The following is a 22,026-nucleotide window of genomic DNA, read 5'->3' as shown; positions in this document are numbered from 1 at the left end:
TGTATTTTACCATCTAATATTTAACGATACGTGACAGCAGTCAAATTGGTTATCGGGATGAATAAACGTAATTTTAATATAGTCTGGAGTATAAAAAACATCGATTTTTGTCTTAACACCAGTGGAAAGAATGAGTCTTTTTACTTCACTCATTTTGGATTCTTGAGCAGCAGCTTTTATTTTTTTTATTAAATTTGGCGAAGTATTAGCTCTTTGAATAAATATAGTAGCGCTTTGCATCGTAGAGGGAATAACTTTAAGAGATTGCTGAAATGTCGCGATGTCCGCCTCAGGTAAGTTAGGTACCCTGTATGTATAAGGGTGAGGCATGTAGTACGATGGCCAATAGTAAGACAAGGAAGCAAATGATTTCATATACGAACCCTCCTAGAAAACGGATTTTTATTATGTATATGTAGAGGGTTCGTATATGTTGTAGCAAAATCGTTATTGTATACTAGATACAAAGGGAGGTATGGATATGAAAACAAAAGATACGCTGTTAGAAGCATTAGGAATTGAGATTATTAGTGCGAGTGAACAAAGAGTGGAAGCGACGATGCCTGTTGATGAGCGAACGCGTCAGCCATTCGGGCTTTTACACGGAGGAGCATCGGTGGCGTTAGCTGAAACTGTGGCTAGTCTAGGTGCCATTAAAAGTGTAGATCTCGAAAAAGAAATCTGCGTAGGTTTAGAAATTAATGCCAATCATATTAAAGGGAAAAAAGACGGAATCGTTACAGCTATAGGCGTTCCTTTACATAAAGGAAAAAAAACAGCGGTTTGGGAAGTGAAAATTCAAGATGAAGAAGAGAATTTAATCTGTATATCCAGATGTACGCTTGCTATTCTGCCTAAAGCTTAAACATAAGAATGCTTAGTCTAGAAGGTGTGAGGTATGCTTTTAGAGCCAGGAGGAGCCACCTCACACACTCGTGTTAGAGTTTAAAGAGAATTTGGAAGAGCGGATACGTAAAAAAGTGAAAAAATAGGTAAAAAAATAAGCGAAATTATGTCTACTCGTGACAGTTACCCTGCGCATAGAGACATGCTCTAGAATATAGTAGTAGTAAAGTATTCTTTTTATTCAGCAACTAGAATATTCATAATATTAAAAATAAGAACAGAAAATAGACCTTCCGATTGTTCAATCGTGCTATAATAGCATTAATATAGTAGGGCGGTTTATTTTACAAAGGGGTGATAATATTGGATAAGAACTCTCAGTATTTATTCATTGATTTTGAATTTACAATGCCAGAGTATAAGGGTTTTCCAAAAGGCTTTTTCCCGGAAATCATTGAAGTTGGTTTGGTGTTTGTTAAAAATCAAGAAATCATTGATCGTTTCTCCTCTTACGTACAGCCTACACACTTTACAAAATTAACTGAGCGCTGTAAATCATTTCTCCATATCGAACAAAATCAAGTAAATGAAGGCATTACGCTAGAGCAGCTTGTACAGCGACTGGGCATGTATAAACACAGCACGATCATTACATGGGGGAACATGGATATGAAAGTATTAAGGCAGTGCTGTCAAAAAAATAAGGTGCCATTTCCTTTTGCAGGTAAAGAAATTGATCTTTCAATGGAGTATAAGCGCTTTTTTGGAGATCAAAATCAAACTGGCCTTTGGAAAGCTGTGCAAGAGTACGGTAAAGAAGGAACTGGAAAGCACCACTGCGCGCTTGATGATGCGATGACGACACTTAACATCTTTAAGCTTGTAGAAAAAGATAAGCGGTACCTTCAAAAACCAGAGCCAACGACCATAGGAGATCGAATCGATTTTTCAAAAGTATTAAATAAATTTGCATTATAAAAGCCAAATCACTTCTACGTGAATTTGGCTTTTTACTTAATGAATACCGTACTCTTTTTTTAACTCTTCTAAACAGGCAATACTTGCTTGAGCAAAAGGGCTATCTTTGGCTTGTTGCTCAGCTATCTTTAATTCAAGCGCTTTTTTTAGTGAATTTTTATAATCGGGAACGCTGTCTTCATAGAGATGAACCATTTTTTGAGGAATATTGGCCTGCTCTCGAAATGCAAGTGCTTTTCGCTCATGAAAAAAAGGTACGTCCACTTGTCCAGGGTTATGTAAGTCACCTTGTTCTGGATGCTTTAACACAGCTTGAATCCGCACAACATAATGCAGGTCTCGAACTTGTGTAATTTCACCGATGTATTTCCCAGTTTTATAAAGTGCCGTAACGGTTTGACCAATTGTAAATGTCATATTGCCAGATCTCCTTTAAGTAAATTGTTTGTTATCACCAGTATAAATCAAAACCCTCTACCGTTTCTATGAAAGGATGTTGTACATGATGTATTTAATGTTTTTGCTTTATTTTCCGGAAGATAAAAGAGAATATATTCCTGCTTTTGCTACTATGGCGATTTTTGTACTAGCAGCAGTTGCAGTATGGCGTTTAATCATTAAGATTTCGAAAAAAGAAGAAGAAAAAACGAAGGAGTTAGAAGCAAAGCTAAAAGAACAGGATAATAAGAAATCACTGTAATGAAATGCAAATAAAATGTAAGCGTTTAAAATAATATGTTGCTGGACAATCTATGGAAAGATATCTAAAACTTTCGCTAGTGCATATGCGATTGGAGGGCAACATGAAAAAACTACTACTCATTGGAACCGTGCCTTTTTTCTTGTTAACGGGGTGTATGGAAAAAGAAATATCCAATAAAGAAGTCAAAGTCTATAACGCAGATGGAGATAGCGTCGGTACAGTCAAGTTGAAAGAACAGGCCGATGGAATTGAGTTTACGTACAATTTAAGTGGACTTCCACCTGGCGAACACGGCGTACATATTCATGAAATGGGAATTTGCAAAGCTCCTAACTTTAAAAGTGCGGGCAATCACCTTGATCCTGATAAAAAGAAACACGGACTGTTAAATCCAAAAGGACCGCATTTAGGCGATATGAAAAATATTGTGGTAGAAGACGATCAGACGTATACAGGAACAGATATGGTTCCTCAAGTCACGTTAAAAGAAGGAAAGACATCGCTCGTTAAGCGTATGGATGGTTCATCCCTTGTTATTACCGAACAAGGGGATGACGGAATGACAGAGCCATCAGGTAATTCTGGAAAGAGAATCGCCTGCGGGGTTATTTCAAAAAAACATTAAAAACAGCGTTCTTTCGTGAGAAAGAACGCTGTTTTTTACGTTAAAGCTACTTTTAAGCGATTCAATCCTTCTTGAAGTTGTTCATGTGAACAGCCAATGTTCAAGCGGATAAAGCCTTTTCCATATGTGGAGCTGTATTTTTCACCTTTTTCTACGGCGATTTTACCTTTTTTTAATAAGCGTTCATGTAATTCTTCTTCTGACAAATGCAGCTTGTTGCAGTCAATCCATAGTAAATAAGTTCCTTCAGGCTGAACCACTCGCAGTTCAGGCAAGTTCTCACTTATAAAACGCGTCACGAGATCTATATTTTTCTTCAGATACACAAGCAGTGCTTCTAGCCACTCTTCACCTTCACTGTAAGCCGCCTCTAATCCAATTATTCCGAATGTGTTTAAATTAGAAAATCCTTGCTTTTGCTGCTGCTGAACATACTGTGTGCGCAGTTTCTCATTTGGAATAATAACAGCTGAAGCCTGAAGTCCCGGTATATTAAATGTTTTGCTAGGGGCCATACACGTAATGGTTCGATTGGCCGCATCTTCACTCACCATGCTAATGGGAATGTGTTTATAAGGCTGGTAAATTAGATCAGAATGGATTTCATCTGAAACAATTAATACATTGTATTTTTCACAAAGATCGGCAAGCTTCTTCAGTTCTTCTTTTGTCCACACGCGTCCTACTGGATTATGAGGGCTGCAAAGAATCATTAATTTTACGCCTTCTGCAAATTTTTGCTCTAAATCTGCAAAATCAATTTCGTATTTATCGCCTGAAAGTTTTAACGGATTTTCAACAACTTCTCGATCATTTACCTTTATCATGTTAAAAAATGGAGTATAGACTGGAGGCTGAATTAAAATTGAATCTCCGGGTTCCGTAAATGCTTGAATAGCCATACTTAGGGCAAATACAACTCCTGGACTGTATGTAATCCATTCATGATCAATGGTCCACTGATGCTTTTTTTCTATCCAGGATGATAAAGCATTTGCCGTAGATTCAGTAGGGGAAGTGTAGCCGAAAATACCGTGTTTGACACGCTCATTAATGGTTTGAAGAACATTAGGCGGCGCTTGGAAATCCATATCAGCTACCCAAAAAGGCAGAACATCTTTTGCTCCAAAAACAAGATCAGTTTTGTCCCACTTTACGGACTGCGTACCTGTACGGTTAATTAATTGATCAAAAGAATAAGTAGACAATAAAAGTACCCCCTTTTTTAATATAATAGTTTGCTTATTTTTAATACGTTTGTCAACGAAGTTAACTTGTGAAGTCAATAAAGAAAGTGAAAAAATTGCTGAAGCACGACTAATGAATTTTTTATTAAAGTTAGCGCCTCGTGTGCAATATACGAACCCGCCCCGTCATTATTGAGACAGGGCTTTTTCACCGTACAAGAAATCGACCATATGAGATTGCACAATGTCAGGACACTCTTCTGGTAAAAGGTGCCCAATTTCCTTTAAAGAGACAAAGGTAGAGTCTGTTAAATCATCTTTTAACTTACGTCCGAGATGCAAAGGAACAACCCGGTCTTCTTCTCCCCAAATGAGTAAACTTGGTTTTTTTATGTGCTGCAAATCCTTTGAGGATAGGTCTCCTTCTCGATCGCGAATCATTCTTGTTAAAGCCATAAACGTACGGTCATCCAAAAATGGTTCAGTATAGCCATCAATCATTTCTTCGTCGATTAACTTATGATCAAATACGACATTTTGCAAGTTACCTAATACACCTTTGGGAGAAAGCCACGTTTTTACCCACAGATAAAAGAAGGGAACATAAGAAGACATAACCAATCCATAATGTGAGGGGCCTAAATAAGCTGAGCTGCACAGAAGAACTAGTTTCGATACGCAAGAAGGCTTTAACTTTGCTACGTTTAAACAAACTTGTCCTCCCATTGAGTGTCCCGATAGTACAACATCTTTCAACTTTAAATATTCAATCAACTCGATGACAATTCTGGCTAAATTTTTATACGAGTATTGAAAGGTTAACGATTTTTCACTTCGCCCAAATGGCGGAAGGTCCAGCGTAATGATAGAAAACGTATCTTCAAATAAAGGAATTAAACGTCGAAAGCTAAAACTCGATGATAAAAAGCCGTGAATAAATACAATGGCGGGTTTATCAGGGTGATAGTTATGGCATTCGTAGTAAACATTGACTCCATTAAAAGTACGCTGGTGGCAAGTAATTTTAGATTCAGTCAATTTGTTTCACTCCATCTTTTTCTTTCTAGTCTGTCCTAATTTCCAGCAATCTATAAAATGAAACTCAATTACCGGTATAGATTTCACATTAAAGATGTGTTTAAATTTGATATAATGGAAAAAGTGAAAAAATTTAATCGTTGTAGGAGGGGAACGCGATGTTCTTAGAAGAAAAAGAGTTAGAAATTTTAGAAATTCTAGAAAAAAATAGCCGTATTTCGATAGATAGTATTTCAAAAATGGTGKATTTAACGTTTGAAGAAACCTCTAATATTGTTAAAAAGCTAGAGAGAGAAAAAGTAATTGTACAATATTCAGCTGATATTAACTGGAGACGAGTAGATGGACATGAGGGCGTCACAGCTATGATAGATGTAAAAGTTGCACCAAAGCGAGGAGTAGGCTTTGATGAGATTGCGGAGCGCATCTATCGTTTTCAAGAAGTGAAATCCGTGTACCTAATGTCAGGAGCATATGATTTGTCTGTTATTATTGAAGAAAAATCAATGTCTGAAGTAGCATTTTTTGTTTCTGAAAAGCTTTCTACGCTAGACTCTGTTTTATCTACAACGACTCACTTTATTATGAAAAAATACAAGCACGATGGTACCATCTACGACCAAGGCGATGAAGATCGCAGAATCGTGGTGTCTCCGTAATGAAAGAGCGCTTGTCAACAACTGTACAACAGCTGAAACCTTCAGGTATTCGCCGCTTTTTTGATTTAGCAGCAAGTATGGATAACGTCATCTCTCTTGGAGTAGGTGAACCTGATTTTGTCACATCTTGGGCTGTTCGAGAAGCGAGTATTTTATCGTTGGAAAGAGGATATACCTCTTATACAGCAAATGCGGGGCTTTTAGAGCTTCGTTTTGAAATTATGAAGTATATGAAAAGAAATTTTAACGTCTCGTATGATTATAAAGATGATATTATTGTGACCGTTGGAGGAAGTCAGGCTTTAGACATTACAATGAGGGCTTTGATTAACCCTGAAGATGAGATTATTGTCGTAGAGCCAAACTTTGTGTCCTACAGCCCGTTAATTTCGCTAGCAGGAGGAGTTCCTGTGGCAATTGAAACAACAGCAGAAACAGAGTTTAAGCTGCAGCCTAAGCAGATTGAAGAAGTGATTACAAGCAACACAAAAGCTCTTCTTTTATGCTCTCCTAATAATCCAACAGGAAGCTCACTCTCTAAAGAAGAGCTGCAGGCTATTGCGGATATTGTCATAAAGTATGACTTGCTTGTTATCACGGATGAAATATATGCAGAATTAACATATGATGAAGAATTTACATCTATTGCTTCTTTAGAAGGGATGAAAGAACGCACTATTATTATTTCTGGCTTTTCTAAAGGGTTTGCCATGACTGGATGGCGTCTTGGATACATATGTGCACCAACTGAGATTGCTAAAGCAATGCTGAAAATTCATCAGTATACAATGATGTGTGCGCCTACCATGGCACAATATGGAGCAATTGAAGCACTACAAAATGGGCAGCATGACGTAGAAGAGATGAGAAAAAGCTATCGCAGAAGACGGAACTATATGGTGAAGTCATTAAATCAAATTGGTCTGGAATGCCATTCTCCCGGAGGAGCGTTTTATGTGTTCCCTTCTATTGAGAAAACTGGATTGTCATCGGAAGAATTCGCTGAGCAGCTTTTGCTTGAAGAGCGAGTAGCCGTGGTGCCAGGCAATGTATTTGGAAAAGGCGGAGAGGGACATATTCGCTGTTCATACGCCTCTTCAATGGAATCATTAGAAGAATCCATAAAACGGATTAGCCGTTTTGTTGAAAATAAGTTATAATAAAAATAAGATATTATGTCATATCCTATAGACGGTTTGATATAATATCTTTTTTGCTATGATGAAATGTAGTGTTAGTTTATATTTGTGACGAAATTGGTAAATAATAAATATAGTATAACTACTTTTTGATTCAATCTATGAACTGTGCTATAATTTTAAATTGGCTATAATGGTGAAAATAATAAGGTATCTAGGAGTGTTTATATGTCAAAATTTGAAATCGGTACTGTTACAAAAGGTAAAGTAACAGGAATTCAACCATACGGTGCATTCGTTGCATTAAATGAAGAAACTCAAGGATTAGTTCATATCTCAGAAGTAAAACATGGCTTCGTTAAAGATATTAACGAACATTTATCAGTAGGAGACGAAGTAAACGTTAAAGTTTTATCTGTTGATGAGTCAACTGGTAAAATTGGTTTATCTATTCGTGCTACTGAGCCAGCTCCAGAAAAAACTGAAGCTTCTGCACCTAAAAAACCTGCTAAAAAGCGTCAAGGTCAAGCAACAGTTCATACTGAATCTACTCAAGGATTCAACACATTAAAAGAAAAATTAGAAGAGTGGATTGAGCAATCAAACCGCGAAGATCTAATTAAGAAATAAGAAAAAAAGAAGGATAGCTTAGCTATCCTTCTTTTTTTAATGTTCCGTTCTAGGTTCTGTACGCTCTACTTCAGCAGAAGGTTTAAATAATAGACCTAGGTTAATCAGTCCTGCGATTCCAACCAATCCATAGATAATGCGGGAGAAAGCAGATGTTTGACCGCCGAAGATTGCTGCTACTAAATCAAATTGAAAAAAGCCAATAAGTCCCCAGTTAATTGCTCCAATAATCGTTAATACGAGCGCAATACGTTGAATACCACTCATGATGAACCCTCCTTGTTTTGTAGTTCACTTATTAGCCTGCTTTTTTTAGAGAGAAATATGCATATTTGCTTTTGGAAGATACAGACAAATAAACGTTCATTTGGATGGGGTGAGCATCTAGCCAACAGGGAATAATCTTTAGGAAGTCAATTTTCTTTACAATCAAAAAGTTGTTCTTCATAATGATGCATGTAATCAAGCTCGTAAGGAGGAGTTTATAGTGAACAATTTTACATTTTATAATCCTACAAAATTAATTTTTGGTAAAGGTCAATTAGAGCAGTTAAAAACAGAAGCAGGGCGCTTTGGCAAAAAGATATTATTAGTATACGGCGGAGGAAGCGTAAAACGCAGCGGTTTATACGATCAAGTAATGGATGTACTGAATGACATGAATGCAGAAGTACATGAGTTAGCGGGAGTAGAGCCGAATCCTCGTCTGACAACTGTTCGCAAAGGAATCGATATTTGTAAAGAAAACGGTATTGAATTTTTACTTGCAGTTGGTGGAGGAAGCGTAATCGATTGTACAAAAGCAATCGCAGCAGGCGCAAAATATGATGGAGACGTATGGGACATCATTAACCGCGACGTATTCGCAGCTGAAGCTCTTCCATTTGGAACAGTGCTGACATTAGCAGCAACAGGTTCAGAAATGAATGCTGGTTCTGTTATTACAAATTGGGAAACACAAGAAAAATACGGCTGGGGCAGTCCGGCAACATTCCCTCAATTCTCTATTTTAGATCCTGTTAATACATTTACTGTACCAAAAAATCAAACAGTTTATGGCATGGTCGACATGATGAGCCACGTATTTGAACAATATTTCCATGCTGCAACAAATACGCCGCTTCAAGATCGCATGTGTGAAGGAGTACTGCAAACAGTTATTGAAACGGGACCAAAATTATTAAACGACCTAGAGAACTACGAGTTACGTGAAACGATTTTATACAATGGGACAATCGCATTAAACGGTATGTTACAAATGGGACACCAAGGCGATTGGGCTACTCACAATATTGAGCATGCGGTATCAGCTGTATATGACATTCCACATGCAGGTGGATTGGCAATTTTATTCCCGAACTGGATGAAACACGTAATGGATGAGAACGTAGATCGCTTCAAGCAAGTAGCTGTACGCGTATTTAACGTAGATACGGAAGGCAAGACGGATAAAGAAGTAGCACTTGAAGGTGTTGATAAGCTTCGTGAATTCTGGTCAAGCCTAGGTGCACCAACTCGCTTAGCTGATTATGATATTGGTGAAGACAAATTAGATCTTATGGCTGATCGTGCAATGGCTAAAGGTGAATTTGGCAAATTTAAAAAATTAAACAAAGAAGATGTACTAGCAATCCTACGCGCTTCTTTATAAGATTTTCGATAAAAAACGCCGTGCAAACCGCACGGCGTTTTTTTCTATTCATGATGGGTAAGTTTTTTCTGCTGTTTGGTTTTCAAATCATCCCGAACGGTTTTATCAGAAAGAGGAACTCCGCTGTAATAAGCCGCTCTTCCTAGTAAATGCCCAGCAATAGGAGAGGTGATAAACACAAAGACAATCGCTAAAATTAACCGTGCACTAATATGGCCGGTGTCAATCCAAAAGTAGAGTAAGCAGCCCACTAATATAAACAGGACGCCTAAGGTGGCACTTTTTGAGGCAGCGTGACTTCTTGTGTACGTATCAGGCAAGCGAATAAGCCCAATCATGGTCACAACTGTCAGAAGAGACCCTATTAGTACTAAAGCTCCTACAATGATTTCACTGATCACGTTCATATTCGATCACTTCTCCTTTCTCTAAAAACTTAGAAAAAGCAACGGTACCTACAAAGGCTATGATGCCTAGCAGTAAAATGACTTCGAAAAAAGCCTGGGTTCGAAAAATAATCGAGATGATGGCCGTAATGGCAATGATGTTAATTCCAATAGCGTCAAGGGCCATTGCTCGATCAGCAGTTGACGGACCTTTCACCACTCGATAAACAAACCCAATAGTTGAAGCAGAAATGAGAATGAGCGAAACGTTTAAAAAAATATCGAGCATTTAACGACTCACCTCCATAATGGCTTTTTCGAATGTTTGCTGAATATCTGTAATAATGTCATCAATATCGTCTGTATTGATTGCATGAATATAGATAGTAGAATTATCATCTGACACATCCATCACCAGTGTACCTGGCGTTAGCGTAATTAAAAGAGAAAGAATGGTAATTTCCCATTCACTCTCCAGACGGGTTGGCATTGCAAAGATGGCTGGCTGAATATTTAATTTAGGGCGCAATACGTCCTTAGTCACTGCAATATTGGCTTTGAATAATTCTCGTATAAAAATAAACAGCAGTTTAATGATCGCATACACTTTATGCAAATAAAAACGTCTGTGAAAAAAACGGCGGAAAACAAACAGCAGTACCGCTCCCCAGAAAAAACCTATAATAAAGGAAGGGAGTGTCCAAATCCCTCTCAAAAACATCCATGTGAATGCAATGATTACGTTTAATAATAGTTGAAATGACATGCAGATCTACTCCTTTAACACTGATTGGATATAAATTGAAGGATCCATAAGCGTTTGAGCGGCTGTTGACACATAAGGGATAACAGCTTCTGCACCTAGTCCTAAAAAGACAGAAACAGCAAGTAAGATAGCGGATGGGTATAGAATACCTTTAAGGGATACTTTTTCATGCTCAGAAGAAAGCTTAGGTTCACCCCAGAAGCAGCTCATGAAAATCTTAATGACAGAATATAAAACAAGCAGGCTTGAAACTAGTAAAACTCCTACAAACGTGTAGCTCTCTGATTCTAAGCCGCCCTGAACTAAAAGGAATTTTCCAATAAAGCCGCTTAGGGGAGGAATTCCTGCCAAAGAAATAGTAGCGATAAAAAACATCCAGCCAAGCAGCGGATAGTCTTTAATTAACCCACCTATTTTCTTTAATTTTGTTGTTCCAGTTATTCGAACGATGCTTCCCGCAAGAAGGAATAGAGCTGCTTTAATAATCATGTCGTGAATTAAATAATAAATAGCTCCTTCAAAACCTGCGTTTGTTGTCAAGGTCACCCCGTAGACAATGACTCCGACAGCAATAATAATGTTATAAATTAAGATTTTATTTACATCCGAATAAGCAATGGCGCCTACTGCACCAACAACGATAGTCAAAAGCGCAACGTAGCCGATAATTTGATGAGTAAATTCAGTATGATGGTAAAACAGTAAAGTGAAAGTCCTGAAAATCGAATAAACGCCTACTTTTGTGAGCAAGGCACCAAACAACCCGATAATAACGGGTGGAGGCGCACTATATGAACCTGGAAGCCAGAAATACATTGGAAATAAAGCTGCTTTTAAGGCAAAGACGATAAATAAAAGCATGCCAATGGTTGTTAAAATTCCCGGCTGGTTCGCCTCAGCAATTCGCTGTGAAAGGTCCGCCATGTTGAGAGTTCCTGTTACAGCATATAAATAAGCAACGGCAATGACAAACAAAGCGGATGAAATGACATTGACTAAAATATACTTAAGTGACTCTCGAAGCTGTGCTTTTGTACCGCCAATTACAATAAGAGCGTACGAAGACATAAGCATGACTTCAAAAAAGACAAATAAGTTAAAGATATCACCTGTTAAGAAGGCGCCGAATACGCCTACTAATAAAAACTGTACAAACGAATAAAAGTAAAAGCGTTCACGCTTTTCCCCAATTGTATGAAAAGCAAAAAGAACGCAGCATAGTGTTACCACACTAGCAGTAAGTACGAGAAGGGACGCGAACATGTCCGCTACTAGAATAATCCCAAAAGGAGGTTTCCAGTTCCCAAGCTCGTGAGTTAAAACACCTTTTGATTGAACCAGTTGTACTAAATAGGCAGCAAAAGCAGTGGTGGTGATTAATGATAAAACACTGATTATCCTTTGAAGTTTAATATTGTCTTTGAAAAAAATGAGCACAACACCTACAACAAACGGGATAAGCAGTGGGATGATTACAAAATTACTCGTCATGTTCATTTCCCCTTAACTTGTCCATATCGTCTGTTCCGAGTTCCTGATAAGCCCTGTACGCTAGTACAAGGAAAAAAGAAGTGACACCAAAGCTTATGACAATGGCAGTTAAAATTAGAGCTTGAGGTAAAGGATCTGTATAAGAAGAAGCCTTTTCTCCCAGAAGGGGAACACTCCCCCCTTTTAATCCGCCCATCGTTAAAATTAACAGGTGAACACCGTGGCTTAATAAGCCTGTTCCAATAATAATTCGCAGTAAACTGCGGGATAACATGAGATATACAGCGGCAGTGAATAGAATCCCTGCCACTATGGACATTAATATTTCCACTATTCACTCTCTCCAATCGTTTGAATAATGGTCATCGTAACACCAACAACTACTAGATATACACCTAAATCAAACAGTACAACGGTAGCTAAAGATGTTTTCCCGAGAAGGGGAAGGTTAAAGTAGCTATATGTGTGAGTTAGAAATGGGACTTTGAAAATAAATGACCCAAGCCCCGTTAAAATAGCTAGCAGCAGTCCAGAAGCCGCGACCTTCTTATAATCAAATGGGATGACTTTCGATACGGTTTTTATATCGAAAGCCAGCAGTAATAATACAAGAGCTGCTGAGGTAGTAAGTCCCCCAACAAATCCTCCCCCCGGTGTATAATGACCTGCAAAGAAAAGATGAATGGCAAAAATGATAATAATAAACGTGACTACTTTCGTTGTGGTTTGTAGTATCAAATCATTTTTTTTCACTCTTCTTCCTCCTTTGTTAACCGAAGACGAATCATGCCATAGATAGCAAGAGCTGCTATACAAAGTACGGTAATTTCAAATAATGTATCAAATCCGCGGAAGTCCACAAGGATTACGTTCACCATGTTTTCACCGCCTGCTTTTTCATAGCTGTTTTCAATAAAGTAATGTGAAATCGATTCAAATAGTTTCGTACTGTTTGCTGATATGCCAAGCAGTGTAACAGTCGTTCCTACAAGAAGAGCGACCAGTAAGTTTGGCAGCTGAAACTTCACCCTTACTTTTCGCTTCCGAAACTCCGGCAAGTAGTAGAAACATAGTAAAAACAGTGATACCGATACAGTTTCAATCACTAATTGAGTCAAAGCTAAGTCAGGAGCTCGGAATAATACGAAAAATAAAGAGAGTGTATACCCGACAACTCCGAGCGAAATAATGGCTGTGAGGCGTGATTTTGCCAATAAAGTTGTAATAGTAGCTGCAACCATTACGACTGCTAATATGGCTTCATAAACGCCTATAGAAGAAGTATCTTTTAAATCAATCGCAAAGGCATTCTGAGAAAAGAGCGTCAAGAGAAGTAAGATGCCTATGAAAGTAAAAATGATTAAAAGATAGTCTCTAATAAATCCTGTCATTAATGTTTTCATGATACGTGTTGACCCTTTTTCTATCCCTTTAATTCCATAATTATAGCCGTTATTAAGCGTTAAAGAAGAAGGGAATCGTGTATAAATTTTTGACCATTTTTGAACCGTCATAAATAACAAAATACCAAATATGATGACCCCTAGCGTCATAAATAATTCTGGCGTAAAGCCATGCCAAAATTTAATATGCACTTGATATTCTTTACCTTCAGCTAGCAGGCTAGGTGCGATAGAGGCCATTGTTGGCTCAATAAGGGTCGATTCTAATAAATTAGGAGCAAAGCCAAAAATAACAACCAGTGATGCTAAAATAACAGGTGAAATAAGCATGCCTACTGGTGCTTCATGAGGTTTCTTCTCTAACTTTTCGGGCTGGTATTTGCCTGTAAAGGTTTTAAAGACAAGAATCATACTATAGATGAAAGTGAAGATACTTCCTAACCAAGCGATGATAGGCAGCAAAATTCCCCACGTCTGCATGCTATACATATCCATTTTTGTCACGTTTACCATGCCTGTAAAAAACATCTCTTTACTTAAGAATCCATTAAAAGGAGGAAGACCCGCCATTGAAAATCCCCCGATGAGAGCAATGGTAAATGTCACAGGCATAACGCTCATTAACCCGCCTAACTTTCTAATGTCACGCGTGCCTGTTTCATGATCGACAATACCTACTACCATAAACAAGCTGCCTTTGAAGGTAGCGTGGTTAATCAAATGGAAAACCGCTGCAGTAAGAGCTACTAAGTAGATATTATCGTCTAAAAAATCATAGTGAATAGCTGCGCTACCTACTCCTATAAGTGACATAATCATCCCCAGCTGACTAATAGTTGAAAAAGCTAAAATCCCTTTCAGGTCTTGTTGCTTTACTGCTGAAAATGAGCCCCAAAACAGTGTAATTAGTCCTATAATTGAAATAGCAAAAAACCAAGTGGCGCTTATAGCAAAAACAGGGCTGAGTCTTGCTAAAAGATAAATTCCCGCTTTTACCATTGTGGCTGAATGAAGGTATGCACTCACTGGGGTTGGAGCTTCCATTGCATCTGGCAGCCAAATATGAAAAGGAAACTGAGCAGATTTTGTAAAGGCCCCTAATAAAATGAGGACTAGAGCTGGAATGAATAGATAACTTGATGTGACTACATCTACGTTTGAGATAATTTCGCGTATGCTGAAAGTACCTGTCATAACGTATAAAAGCACAATTCCTGCTAAAAGGGAAAGTCCTCCGAATACGGTAATGAGCATAGATTTTAAGGCTCCGTATTGAGATTTCTCTCGTTTGTACCAATAACCAATCAATAAAAAAGATGAAAGGCTTGTTAATTCCCAAAAGCTGTAAAGGCTCATTAGGTTGTCTGATAATACAACTCCTAGCATCGACCCCATAAAAAGAAGCAAATAGACATAAAACGAATGCAGTGCTTCTTTTGTCTTAGAAAGATAATAAATAGAGTAAAGAATAACAAGTGTCCCAATTCCGGTGATTAATAGAGAAAACAGAAGACCAAGTCCATCCACATAGGCATCAAAGTTAATGCCCAGACTAGGTATCCATTTCATTGAATGTAGATATGTTCCTCCTTTAGAAACACCACTGATATATTGTGTGAAATAAATGAACAACACAAGTGGAAGAGGTAAAACGAACCACCCTGTATGAATACGCTGGAATTTCCTATACAGAAGGGGGACAAAAAAGGCTAATAAAAAAGGCGATAAAATCACCAAGTGCAACCATGACAAAAGACAAACCTCCTTGTGATATTCAATTCTGTAACCGATTATATAATAATTTAATTATGCATGCATCCATGCTATTTCTTAGTATCAGCAGATTTTTCAAACCTTATTAAATAAATAGAAACTCGTCACAAAATCCATAAAAAAAACATAAAAAAATTTTTTTGGACGTATAAAAATCACTCAAAATTGTCACTCTAAGAGTGAGATGATGGAAATGTATAGGAAACAAATAGCCATCAGTTTTCTCATTTTTACCGCATTATGTATGGGCGGATTTGTGCTGAATAATCACTTGGAAATGAAAGAAGAAAACAGGATGTTCCTCACTTCTAAAAACCAAGCTGAAAATTCCATTTCAATAGACTCTTCCCTTTTAAAAGCCTCTTATAAACCGAGACAATATGTGAAGATAGGTGAAATGAACTATATTGCACCATCCGATAAGCAAATAAAAAACGATTGAAGACCAATCTTTAGTCGTTTTTTATTTGCTTATTATTTACGTAATCGTGCATGAATTACGTCCTGTAATCAAAGAACATTAGTTGACTTCACAACTGAATTTATCGTTAAATAAAAAAGTACATACAATGATTGCAGTTTCAACAAACTATAATGATTGTGTCAAATTGTAAGTGGATTCACTTGAATTCAGCTAACAGTTTCGATAAAGTGAAAAATAAAGATATTTTAATGGAGGAACAGACTATGACACATGTTCGTTTTGATTATTCAAACGCGTTATCATTTTTTGGTGAACATGAACTTACATACTTACGTGATGCCGTGAAAGTAGCTCACCATTCAATTCATGAGAAAACAGGTGCTGGAAACGACTTTTTAGGATGGGTCGACCTTCCTACGGAGTATGACAAAGAAGAATTTGCACGCATTCAAAAAAGTGCAGAAAAAATTAAATCTGATTCAGATGTATTAATTGTTATCGGTATTGGAGGATCTTACTTAGGTGCTCGTGCTGCTATTGAAATGCTTCAGCATTCATTTTATAACACATTATCAAAAGAACAGCGTAAAACTCCGCAAGTTATTTTTGCTGGTAACAACATCAGCTCAACGTACATGAAAGACTTAATGGATGTTTTACAAGATAAAGATTTCTCTATTAATGTTATTTCAAAATCTGGTACAACAACAGAACCGGCGATTGCTTTCCGTATCTTCCGTAAATTATTAGAAGAGAAATATGGCAAAGAAGAAGCACGCAAGCGTATTTATGCAACAACAGATAAAGCGCGTGGCGCATTAAAAACATTAGCGGACGAAGAAGGCTATGAAACATTTGTTATTCCAGATGATGTAGGCGGCCGTTATTCAGTATTAACAGCGGTTGGCTTATTGCCAATTGCCGCGGCGGGTCTTGATATCGAACAAATGATGAAAGGGGCAGCTGATGCTCAAGAAGCATTCTCATCATCAGAGCTAGAAGAGAACCCAGCTTATCAATATGCTGTAGCTCGTAATGTTCTTTATAATAAAGGAAAAACAATTGAAATGCTGATTAACTATGAGCCAGCTCTTCAATACTTTGCTGAGTGGTGGAAACAGTTATTTGGCGAAAGTGAAGGAAAAGACCAAAAAGGTATTTACCCTTCATCTGCTAACTTCTCAACGGATCTTCATTCTTTAGGTCAATATGTACAAGAAGGTCGTCGTGATATTTTTGAAACAATTGTACAAGTTCAAGATTCTCGTCATGAGCTAACAATTGAAGAAGATGCAGCGGACTTAGATGGATTAAATTACTTAGCTGGTGAAACAGTTGACTTTGTAAATAAAAAAGCCTTCCAAGGTACAATGCTTGCTCACACAGATGGGGGCGTTCCAAACTTAGTTGTGAACATTCCTGCGCTAGATGAGTATACGTTCGGATATGTTGTATATTTCTTCGAAAAAGCATGTGCAATCAGCGGCTATTTATTAGGCGTAAACCCATTCGATCAGCCGGGAGTAGAAGCATACAAAGTAAATATGTTTGCTCTGCTTGGAAAACCTGGTTTTGAAGAGAAAAAAGCAGAATTAGAAAAGCGTTTGAAATAAATAAAAAGAGGGCGGTACAAAAGTATTTTAGCCCAAGTGAAAAACGAACCATTGATCAACATGTTTGATTAGTGGTTCGTTTTTTTTGTTATGGTGAATATAGTTTCATCTGTTTAGGTCCTTCTAACAGTTGATTGGAGCGCAAGTGACGAGGAGGTTCAGCGCCCGCCCGCGGAAAGTGAAGCCTCGCACAGACATCAACTGCGGTGTCGCAAGCGATTTATATGAGCTGTTTTATCCAGTTGGTTCGTCTTTAGGTTGGATTCATTTAGTTATGTCTCACCCTCTTTTTTGCTTTTGAGATAAAGGATAAAACGCTGGAAAAAGGACATGTTAAAACAGAGGAGGGATAACATGATTGAATTATCTTCAAGATTAGAGGGAACATTATTCAAGCTTTACGAATTAGAAAAAACGCTTAAGCCGCTTGGGTATAACATTGGAGGAAATTGGAATTACGACCATGGTTCATTTGACTATAAGATGAACGATGAAGTCGGCTATCAGTTTTTACGTATCCCGTTTACAGCTACGAATGGAGAGCTGGATTCTAAAGGAACAACCGTACAGATTGGCACGCCATTTTTACTTTCACATAAATATCAAATTGGTCTAGATGACGATGTTCACAATGGAAATGTTAGTGCTTCATTTAATCAGTTTGCAGAGCCCCAAGACGCAGACGCTTCATTTCCAGAAAAGTATATCAGCTTAGGAGAAGAGCTAATTAGAGAGGCAGAAAATGCGCTGCTTCAGTAATTGAAGGAACTATTCTTTTTTTAAACTCTCTAATTTTTTCACAAAAATATGTTCGTACATGACTTGACTAATCAACTCGTTTGTTTTAATCATTTCATTCACCCCCAAGTTTTGTGCATTTTGAATATGCTTTTTTGTTAAAAGTTCAACGATGCTGTAAATAGAAGGGTTCAATCCTTGCAGAGCGACTAACGTAACAATAGTATTCATGTCTGCATATTCTTCTGTCTTATGCTGATCGGCAGTAATCAGCACTTTTTTTGCGTACCGAGCGTTGGCAAGTTCTAATACTTCATAATGAGAGGGACTTCCTTTAATAAAATGAACGCGATCACAAATCATGGGATTTTTAGTCAGAGAGTCGTCGATAAGCACAATGTCTTCTTTATGAAATGCGTCGCGATAATACTCTAACACGAGTTTGGCGCGCTCATTCCACCCAACAACGATGAAGTGATCTTTTCCATAAAATTTTAAATTCCCTTCCAAATAAGCGCTCTCAGCGGAAACAGCAATTTTAGAAAGCGTGACAAAATAAGTAGTAATAAATCCCGTTCCGATCAGAACTAAAATAATTGCAGCTAACCTTCCAATCGTAGTGGTCGGAGCAAAATCACCGTACCCTATAGTAGAGATTGTAATAATAACCCACCAAATTCCTTCAAACACATTTCCAAACGTTTGCGGCTCTAGGAAATGTATAAGCATGCCGAAAAGCAGAACAAGGCAGCCGATAATAAAAAGAAGCCGCACTAAAATAGAACGACGAAAAAGTCGAAATAATAGCCATTCCATCATAAAAAAACCTCCAGTGATTAGTCATAGACACAGTATGACCATTTTTCACTGAAGGTATAAGATATCTTTATCTTTTTACTTCGTAATATTCAATCCATTCTTTGTCTGGACCGTAGAAAAATAAGTATCTTGCTCCATTTGGCAAAGTTACAATGTTTTCTTCCACAAATGAAACGCCTGCTGATTTTAAACGCTCAAACTCCTCTTCAATTCCGTCTACTGCCAGCGCAAAATGATGAACTTTACCTTCGTTAGGTAAGCTTGAGTTATACCCTTGAATTAACTCTACGATTACATTGCCTTCTAAACCTAGAAAAGCTAGCTTCAAAGACGGATCGGTATGTGGTAGTTTTTCGATGAGCTCTAATCCCACTTTTTGCGTATAGAACTCAATCGATTCTTCTATATCCTTTACTTGAACGCCTACATGTTCAAATTTTAAAATTGTCATATGCATCACCCGTATCTATAGTATGTAAAAACTATGAAATATATTAAAGAGAAAGGATATAGAAGTCAAGATAGGGCTGCTTATCAGGAAAGGGCTCTTAAATCATATTTTTGCTGGAGTGAATAGGGTAGAGGCTTCCATCAAGAGCAAACGAAATTTTGCCTGTTTCTTCAGATACAACTAAAATTAATGCATCCGATTTTTCCGACATTCCAATGGCTGCACGGTGACGTGTTCCCAATTTTTTGTTCGTTAAAATAATAGCCGAAAGAGGTAAAACATTAGCAGCTGAAATAAGCTGATTATTTCTAATTAGGACGGCTCCGTCATGTAAGGGTGTCCCTGGATAGAACAGTGTCTCAACTAGCGTAGCGCTGACAGGAGCTTGAATAGGCATTCCTTTTTGAATAAGAGGGTCTACATTTTGTTCCCGTTCAATGACAATTAAAGCGCCGTGACGTTTCTCCGAAAGGTTATGAATAGCTAAAGACAGAGCAGCATATTCAAATGTATAAGGCGATAAATAATGGCGCAAGTAATAAGAGGCAGCCGTAGCTTGAACATCTTGAAATAACCTTCTCATCTCCTCAAAATCACATAGGATACAATGATCACTCGTGTCTAAATGTTTAATTAAATTAGAGGCTTCAGTTGAAATCTTCTGTAAATATGTTCGCACATTATTTTTAATTTTATCGTCTAATTGAAAAGGTTGTCTCTCCATCTTATATAGCTCCTATCTGTCAGTCAGTGTTATCTGTAATGTGTGCTAATGTGGGTGAATTATCCGTAAAGCTTATAAATCCCTTATTAATTTTATAGAGAGGTTTTGTGTTTTATTTAGCAAGAGAATATAAAAAGTTTGAGAAAAAAGAAAGCGTTTTATAAATTGATATGTTCACATTTGGGTTAAATTTACATATGTTGTTTTAAATAAAAGTATAGATATTTCTGTGAATTTAAAGTATAGTTTTCTTATCGGATATATGATTTTTAATGTTGACAAATATTCTAAATATGCTAAAATTTTTAAAAAATGCTTATCAAGAGTGGTGGAGGGATCTGGCCCGCTGAACCCCGGCAACCTGCTTAGCAAGGTGCTAATTCCAGCAAAGTGTGTATCATTTTGAAAGATAAGGTGAAAATTTATTGCCTACCCAGTCTTTCAATATGGAAGACTTTTTATTTTGATATAGCGCAAGCGATAATTTGAGGAGGGACACCAATGACTGTAACCCCCGACTTAAAACAAATTTTTGAGCATGTCGAAGCAAAGTAAGAATTAAATAGTTTCGCTGACTAGACACACTAGAGGCGGTTTTATCCAATTCTAGTGGGTAAAACCGTCTTTTTTTATTGGATAACGCGGATAACTAAGAATTGGAGTGAAGAAAATGGCAGACTTATATACGTACGAAAACTGGAGTGATACATTTCCAGAGTTCGACAGTGAAGATGAAACAAAAGGAGCTCTTTCAGCATTGCAGTGGGCGTATGATACCTACGGAGATTCAATTATTTACGCATCAAGCTTTGGTATCGAAGGAATCGTGTTAATTGATTTAATTTCAAAAGTGAAAAAAGATGCTGAAATTGTCTTTTTAGATACGGGCGTTCATTTTAAAGAAACATATGAAGTAATTGATGCAATCAAAGAACGCTTTCCTGATTTGCGTATTCATATGAAAAAACCGGATTTAACGCTTGCAGAACAAGCTGAGAAACATGGAGATGAACTTTGGAAGAGTCAGCCTAACCTATGCTGTCAAATTCGAAAAATCATCCCGCTAAGGGAATCTCTTGCTCCTTATGATGCGTGGATTTCTGGTTTGAGACGCGAGCAGTCTGAGTCTCGTGCCAACACGAATTATTTTAATAAAGATGAGAAATTCAAGAAAGTGAAAGTCTGCCCGTTAATTCATTGGTCCTGGAAAGAAGTTTGGCGCTATGTGTATAAGCATGATTTACCATATAACAAACTTCATGATCAAGGCTACCCAAGTATTGGCTGTGAGCCCTGTACCGCACCTGCCTACAATGTAGACGATTTACGTTCAGGAAGATGGGCAGGTACACAAAAAGTTGAATGCGGATTACACGAATCTTAAATACGAAAGAGCTGAATAAATGATGCTTTTATATGTTGCCTTTATCATTGCGCTTTTTTTTGCAATGAATATTGGGGCAAGCGGTGCAGCAGCAGCTATGGGCGTTTCATACGGCTCCGGTGCGATTAAAAAGAAAAGAGTAGCCCTGTTCATCTGTGCTGTAGGTATTGTGCTCGGAGCCATTATCGGAGGCGGCGAGGTGGTAAAAACCATCAGTTCAGGTATCATACCTGAAAAATTGCTGTCAGTAGAATTAGTTATTATCATTCTGGCTGCTGCAACGCTGTCACTCTTTTTCGCGAATTTAATTGGTATTCCTCTATCAACAAGTGAAGTAACGGTTGGTTCAGTTGTTGGAGTAGGCGTAGCTTATCAATCTCTGTATGTGGAAAAACTTTTAGTTGTCATGTCTTTTTGGATTATTGTTCCGCTGGTTTCATTTGTCATTGCTTTTTTGATTGGAAAAGTGATAAAACGCGGAGCGCATAAAAAAGAAGCAAAGGGAACGTGGAAAAGAGTTTTAACGATTTTAGTTATAGCGACGGGATTCTTTGAAGCCTTCTCAGCTGGAATGAATAACGTGGCAAATGCTGTCGGT

The 22,026-nt window shown here is 37.7% G+C and carries 29 protein-coding genes and 1 riboswitch; of the genes, 14 read left to right on the top strand and 15 right to left on the bottom strand.

Translation table 11 applies throughout. The features are described from left to right. Positions 1-6 precede the first annotated feature (6 nt). Positions 7-375 (bottom strand): YuzC family spore coat inner layer protein, encoded by a 369-nt coding sequence (locus AC1DRF_RS01750; protein ID WP_477740276.1) that lies wholly within the window; start codon positions 373-375, stop codon positions 7-9. A gap of 106 nt (positions 376-481) precedes the next feature. On the opposite strand from AC1DRF_RS01750, the gene AC1DRF_RS01745 reads away from it, so the two are divergent. Both AC1DRF_RS01745 and kapD read left to right on the top strand, forming a co-directional pair. Further along, positions 482-865, top strand: a complete 384-nt coding sequence (locus AC1DRF_RS01745) for a hotdog fold thioesterase (protein WP_013059608.1) — start codon at positions 482-484, stop codon at positions 863-865. Between the two features lie 344 nt (positions 866-1,209). After that, positions 1,210-1,824 (top strand): 3'-5' exonuclease KapD, encoded by a 615-nt coding sequence (gene kapD / locus AC1DRF_RS01740; RefSeq protein ID WP_013059607.1) that lies wholly within the window; start codon positions 1,210-1,212, stop codon positions 1,822-1,824. A 36-nt stretch (positions 1,825-1,860) separates the two neighbouring features. Here kapD and kapB read toward each other — a convergent pair whose 3' ends face one another. After that, complete coding sequence (gene kapB, locus AC1DRF_RS01735) at positions 1,861-2,241, bottom strand: kinase-associated lipoprotein KapB (RefSeq protein WP_013059606.1); 381 nt, start codon at positions 2,239-2,241, stop codon at positions 1,861-1,863. Between the two features lie 85 nt (positions 2,242-2,326). Between kapB and AC1DRF_RS01730 the strand changes: the two genes are divergently transcribed. Next, positions 2,327-2,524 carry a hypothetical protein gene (locus AC1DRF_RS01730; protein WP_078082210.1) on the top strand — a complete coding sequence of 66 codons (198 nt, stop codon included), beginning with the start codon at positions 2,327-2,329 and terminating at the stop codon, positions 2,522-2,524. Between the two features lie 103 nt (positions 2,525-2,627). Further along, positions 2,628-3,152: a superoxide dismutase family protein gene (locus AC1DRF_RS01725; RefSeq protein ID WP_477740275.1), complete on the top strand. Its 525-nt coding sequence runs from the start codon at positions 2,628-2,630 to the stop codon at positions 3,150-3,152. Between the two features lie 35 nt (positions 3,153-3,187). Here AC1DRF_RS01725 and AC1DRF_RS01720 read toward each other — a convergent pair whose 3' ends face one another. Together AC1DRF_RS01720 and AC1DRF_RS01715 are read right to left on the bottom strand one after the other, a co-directional pair. Continuing rightward, entirely contained in the window at positions 3,188-4,360 is a 1,173-nt protein-coding gene (locus AC1DRF_RS01720) for a MalY/PatB family protein (RefSeq protein WP_477740274.1), read from the bottom strand. A 168-nt stretch (positions 4,361-4,528) separates the two neighbouring features. Further along, entirely contained in the window at positions 4,529-5,377 is an 849-nt protein-coding gene (locus tag AC1DRF_RS01715) for an alpha/beta fold hydrolase (RefSeq protein ID WP_477740273.1), read from the bottom strand. Positions 5,378-5,535: 158 nt separating this feature from the next. Here AC1DRF_RS01715 and AC1DRF_RS01710 point away from each other — a divergent pair, with 158 nt between their 5' ends. The 3 genes from AC1DRF_RS01710 (at position 5,536) to yugI (ending at position 7,805) form a co-directional block, all read left to right on the top strand. Continuing rightward, the gene (locus AC1DRF_RS01710) at positions 5,536-6,036 is read left to right on the top strand and encodes an Lrp/AsnC family transcriptional regulator (RefSeq protein WP_477740272.1); all 501 of its coding nucleotides are present in this window, start codon (positions 5,536-5,538) and stop codon (positions 6,034-6,036) included. After that, positions 6,036-7,196 carry an aminotransferase gene (locus AC1DRF_RS01705; RefSeq protein WP_043977208.1) on the top strand — a complete coding sequence of 387 codons (1,161 nt, stop codon included), beginning with the start codon at positions 6,036-6,038 and terminating at the stop codon, positions 7,194-7,196. The genes AC1DRF_RS01710 and AC1DRF_RS01705 overlap by 1 nt, the downstream gene beginning before the upstream one ends. Positions 7,197-7,403: 207 nt before the next feature. Further along, a complete protein-coding gene (yugI, locus tag AC1DRF_RS01700) occupies positions 7,404-7,805 on the top strand; it encodes a S1 domain-containing post-transcriptional regulator GSP13 (RefSeq protein ID WP_013059599.1) in 402 nt (133 codons plus the stop codon). A gap of 36 nt (positions 7,806-7,841) precedes the next feature. Here yugI and AC1DRF_RS01695 read toward each other — a convergent pair whose 3' ends face one another. Then, a complete protein-coding gene (locus tag AC1DRF_RS01695; RefSeq protein WP_013059598.1) occupies positions 7,842-8,072 on the bottom strand; it encodes a DUF378 domain-containing protein in 231 nt (76 codons plus the stop codon). Positions 8,073-8,292: 220 nt separating this feature from the next. Here AC1DRF_RS01695 and AC1DRF_RS01690 point away from each other — a divergent pair, with 220 nt between their 5' ends. Further along, positions 8,293-9,456: an iron-containing alcohol dehydrogenase gene (locus AC1DRF_RS01690; protein WP_043977206.1), complete on the top strand. Its 1,164-nt coding sequence runs from the start codon at positions 8,293-8,295 to the stop codon at positions 9,454-9,456. A 44-nt stretch (positions 9,457-9,500) separates the two neighbouring features. Here the strand turns inward: AC1DRF_RS01690 and mnhG are convergent, their stop codons facing one another. Genes mnhG through AC1DRF_RS01655 form a run of 7 tightly spaced genes read right to left on the bottom strand, consistent with a single transcriptional unit; the run spans position 9,501 to position 15,254 of the window. Continuing rightward, positions 9,501-9,863 carry a monovalent cation/H(+) antiporter subunit G gene (gene mnhG / locus AC1DRF_RS01685; RefSeq protein WP_013085304.1) on the bottom strand — a complete coding sequence of 121 codons (363 nt, stop codon included), beginning with the start codon at positions 9,861-9,863 and terminating at the stop codon, positions 9,501-9,503. Then, positions 9,847-10,131 carry a Na(+)/H(+) antiporter subunit F1 gene (locus AC1DRF_RS01680; protein WP_013059595.1) on the bottom strand — a complete coding sequence of 95 codons (285 nt, stop codon included), beginning with the start codon at positions 10,129-10,131 and terminating at the stop codon, positions 9,847-9,849. Before AC1DRF_RS01680 ends, mnhG begins: the two co-directional genes overlap by 17 nt. Then, on the bottom strand, positions 10,132-10,608 hold the full coding sequence (locus AC1DRF_RS01675) for a Na+/H+ antiporter subunit E (protein WP_013059594.1): 477 nt from the start codon (positions 10,606-10,608) through the stop codon (positions 10,132-10,134). 6 nt (positions 10,609-10,614) lie between these two features. Then, the gene (locus AC1DRF_RS01670) at positions 10,615-12,099 is read right to left on the bottom strand and encodes a Na+/H+ antiporter subunit D (protein ID WP_477740271.1); all 1,485 of its coding nucleotides are present in this window, start codon (positions 12,097-12,099) and stop codon (positions 10,615-10,617) included. Beyond that, entirely contained in the window at positions 12,089-12,430 is a 342-nt protein-coding gene (locus AC1DRF_RS01665) for a Na(+)/H(+) antiporter subunit C (RefSeq protein ID WP_013059592.1), read from the bottom strand. Before AC1DRF_RS01665 ends, AC1DRF_RS01670 begins: the two co-directional genes overlap by 11 nt. Next, positions 12,430-12,852, bottom strand: coding sequence for a Na(+)/H(+) antiporter subunit B (locus AC1DRF_RS01660; protein WP_013085301.1), 423 nt, complete (start codon positions 12,850-12,852; stop codon positions 12,430-12,432). Before AC1DRF_RS01660 ends, AC1DRF_RS01665 begins: the two co-directional genes overlap by 1 nt. Further along, positions 12,849-15,254 carry a Na+/H+ antiporter subunit A gene (locus AC1DRF_RS01655; RefSeq protein ID WP_427076584.1) on the bottom strand — a complete coding sequence of 802 codons (2,406 nt, stop codon included), beginning with the start codon at positions 15,252-15,254 and terminating at the stop codon, positions 12,849-12,851. Before AC1DRF_RS01655 ends, AC1DRF_RS01660 begins: the two co-directional genes overlap by 4 nt. 208 nt (positions 15,255-15,462) lie before the next feature. On the opposite strand from AC1DRF_RS01655, the gene AC1DRF_RS01650 reads away from it, so the two are divergent. From AC1DRF_RS01650 to AC1DRF_RS01635, 4 genes are all read left to right on the top strand, one after another. Then, positions 15,463-15,717, top strand: a complete 255-nt coding sequence (locus tag AC1DRF_RS01650; RefSeq protein WP_043977200.1) for a hypothetical protein — start codon at positions 15,463-15,465, stop codon at positions 15,715-15,717. A gap of 245 nt (positions 15,718-15,962) precedes the next feature. Further along, positions 15,963-17,312 (top strand): glucose-6-phosphate isomerase, encoded by a 1,350-nt coding sequence (locus tag AC1DRF_RS01645; protein ID WP_013059589.1) that lies wholly within the window; start codon positions 15,963-15,965, stop codon positions 17,310-17,312. A gap of 178 nt (positions 17,313-17,490) precedes the next feature. Next, entirely contained in the window at positions 17,491-17,613 is a 123-nt protein-coding gene (locus AC1DRF_RS01640) for a hypothetical protein (protein ID WP_477740270.1), read from the top strand. 53 nt (positions 17,614-17,666) lie between these two features. After that, a complete protein-coding gene (locus tag AC1DRF_RS01635; protein ID WP_477740269.1) occupies positions 17,667-18,071 on the top strand; it encodes a YugN-like family protein in 405 nt (134 codons plus the stop codon). A 9-nt stretch (positions 18,072-18,080) separates the two neighbouring features. On the opposite strand, the gene AC1DRF_RS01630 is transcribed toward AC1DRF_RS01635, so the two are convergent. From AC1DRF_RS01630 to cdaS, 3 genes are all read right to left on the bottom strand, one after another. Beyond that, a complete protein-coding gene (locus AC1DRF_RS01630) occupies positions 18,081-18,869 on the bottom strand; it encodes a potassium channel family protein (protein WP_230183977.1) in 789 nt (262 codons plus the stop codon). Positions 18,870-18,936: 67 nt separating this feature from the next. After that, positions 18,937-19,320 (bottom strand): VOC family protein, encoded by a 384-nt coding sequence (locus AC1DRF_RS01625; protein WP_013059586.1) that lies wholly within the window; start codon positions 19,318-19,320, stop codon positions 18,937-18,939. Positions 19,321-19,417: 97 nt separating this feature from the next. Continuing rightward, positions 19,418-20,044, bottom strand: coding sequence for a sporulation-specific diadenylate cyclase CdaS (cdaS, locus tag AC1DRF_RS01620; RefSeq protein WP_477740268.1), 627 nt, complete (start codon positions 20,042-20,044; stop codon positions 19,418-19,420). Positions 20,045-20,357: 313 nt separating this feature from the next. Next, a riboswitch (SAM riboswitch) is annotated at positions 20,358-20,460 on the top strand. Positions 20,461-20,714: 254 nt separating this feature from the next. Between cdaS and AC1DRF_RS01615 the strand changes: the two genes are divergently transcribed. Both AC1DRF_RS01615 and AC1DRF_RS01610 read left to right on the top strand, forming a co-directional pair. Next, positions 20,715-21,428 carry a phosphoadenylyl-sulfate reductase gene (locus AC1DRF_RS01615; RefSeq protein ID WP_025752724.1) on the top strand — a complete coding sequence of 238 codons (714 nt, stop codon included), beginning with the start codon at positions 20,715-20,717 and terminating at the stop codon, positions 21,426-21,428. Between the two features lie 19 nt (positions 21,429-21,447). Further along, positions 21,448-22,026, top strand: a 579-nt coding sequence (locus AC1DRF_RS01610) for an inorganic phosphate transporter (RefSeq protein WP_477740267.1), incomplete at its 3' end; no start/stop codon positions are given.

The organism is Priestia sp. P5_B4 (assembly GCF_056400385.1).
The sequence above is the reverse complement of the archived record's forward strand: the minus strand, read 5'-3'. Positions and strand labels throughout refer to the sequence as shown.

Coding starts and splice junctions, on each gene's coding strand:
- AC1DRF_RS01750 (WP_477740276.1), bottom strand. CDS start 375: ATGAAATCATTTGCTTCCTTGTCTTACTATTGGCCATCGTACTACATG.
- AC1DRF_RS01745 (WP_013059608.1), top strand. CDS start 482: ATGAAAACAAAAGATACGCTGTTAGAAGCATTAGGAATTGAGATTATT.
- kapB (WP_013059606.1), bottom strand. CDS start 2,241: ATGACATTTACAATTGGTCAAACCGTTACGGCACTTTATAAAACTGGG.
- AC1DRF_RS01730 (WP_078082210.1), top strand. CDS start 2,327: ATGATGTATTTAATGTTTTTGCTTTATTTTCCGGAAGATAAAAGAGAA.
- AC1DRF_RS01725 (WP_477740275.1), top strand. CDS start 2,628: ATGAAAAAACTACTACTCATTGGAACCGTGCCTTTTTTCTTGTTAACG.
- AC1DRF_RS01705 (WP_043977208.1), top strand. CDS start 6,036: ATGAAAGAGCGCTTGTCAACAACTGTACAACAGCTGAAACCTTCAGGT.
- yugI (WP_013059599.1), top strand. CDS start 7,404: ATGTCAAAATTTGAAATCGGTACTGTTACAAAAGGTAAAGTAACAGGA.
- AC1DRF_RS01695 (WP_013059598.1), bottom strand. CDS start 8,072: ATGAGTGGTATTCAACGTATTGCGCTCGTATTAACGATTATTGGAGCA.
- mnhG (WP_013085304.1), bottom strand. CDS start 9,863: ATGAACGTGATCAGTGAAATCATTGTAGGAGCTTTAGTACTAATAGGG.
- AC1DRF_RS01680 (WP_013059595.1), bottom strand. CDS start 10,131: ATGCTCGATATTTTTTTAAACGTTTCGCTCATTCTCATTTCTGCTTCA.
- AC1DRF_RS01675 (WP_013059594.1), bottom strand. CDS start 10,608: ATGTCATTTCAACTATTATTAAACGTAATCATTGCATTCACATGGATG.
- AC1DRF_RS01670 (WP_477740271.1), bottom strand. CDS start 12,099: ATGACGAGTAATTTTGTAATCATCCCACTGCTTATCCCGTTTGTTGTA.
- AC1DRF_RS01650 (WP_043977200.1), top strand. CDS start 15,463: ATGGAAATGTATAGGAAACAAATAGCCATCAGTTTTCTCATTTTTACC.
- AC1DRF_RS01645 (WP_013059589.1), top strand. CDS start 15,963: ATGACACATGTTCGTTTTGATTATTCAAACGCGTTATCATTTTTTGGT.
- AC1DRF_RS01635 (WP_477740269.1), top strand. CDS start 17,667: ATGATTGAATTATCTTCAAGATTAGAGGGAACATTATTCAAGCTTTAC.
- AC1DRF_RS01630 (WP_230183977.1), bottom strand. CDS start 18,869: ATGATGGAATGGCTATTATTTCGACTTTTTCGTCGTTCTATTTTAGTG.
- AC1DRF_RS01625 (WP_013059586.1), bottom strand. CDS start 19,320: ATGACAATTTTAAAATTTGAACATGTAGGCGTTCAAGTAAAGGATATA.
- cdaS (WP_477740268.1), bottom strand. CDS start 20,044: ATGGAGAGACAACCTTTTCAATTAGACGATAAAATTAAAAATAATGTG.
- AC1DRF_RS01615 (WP_025752724.1), top strand. CDS start 20,715: ATGGCAGACTTATATACGTACGAAAACTGGAGTGATACATTTCCAGAG.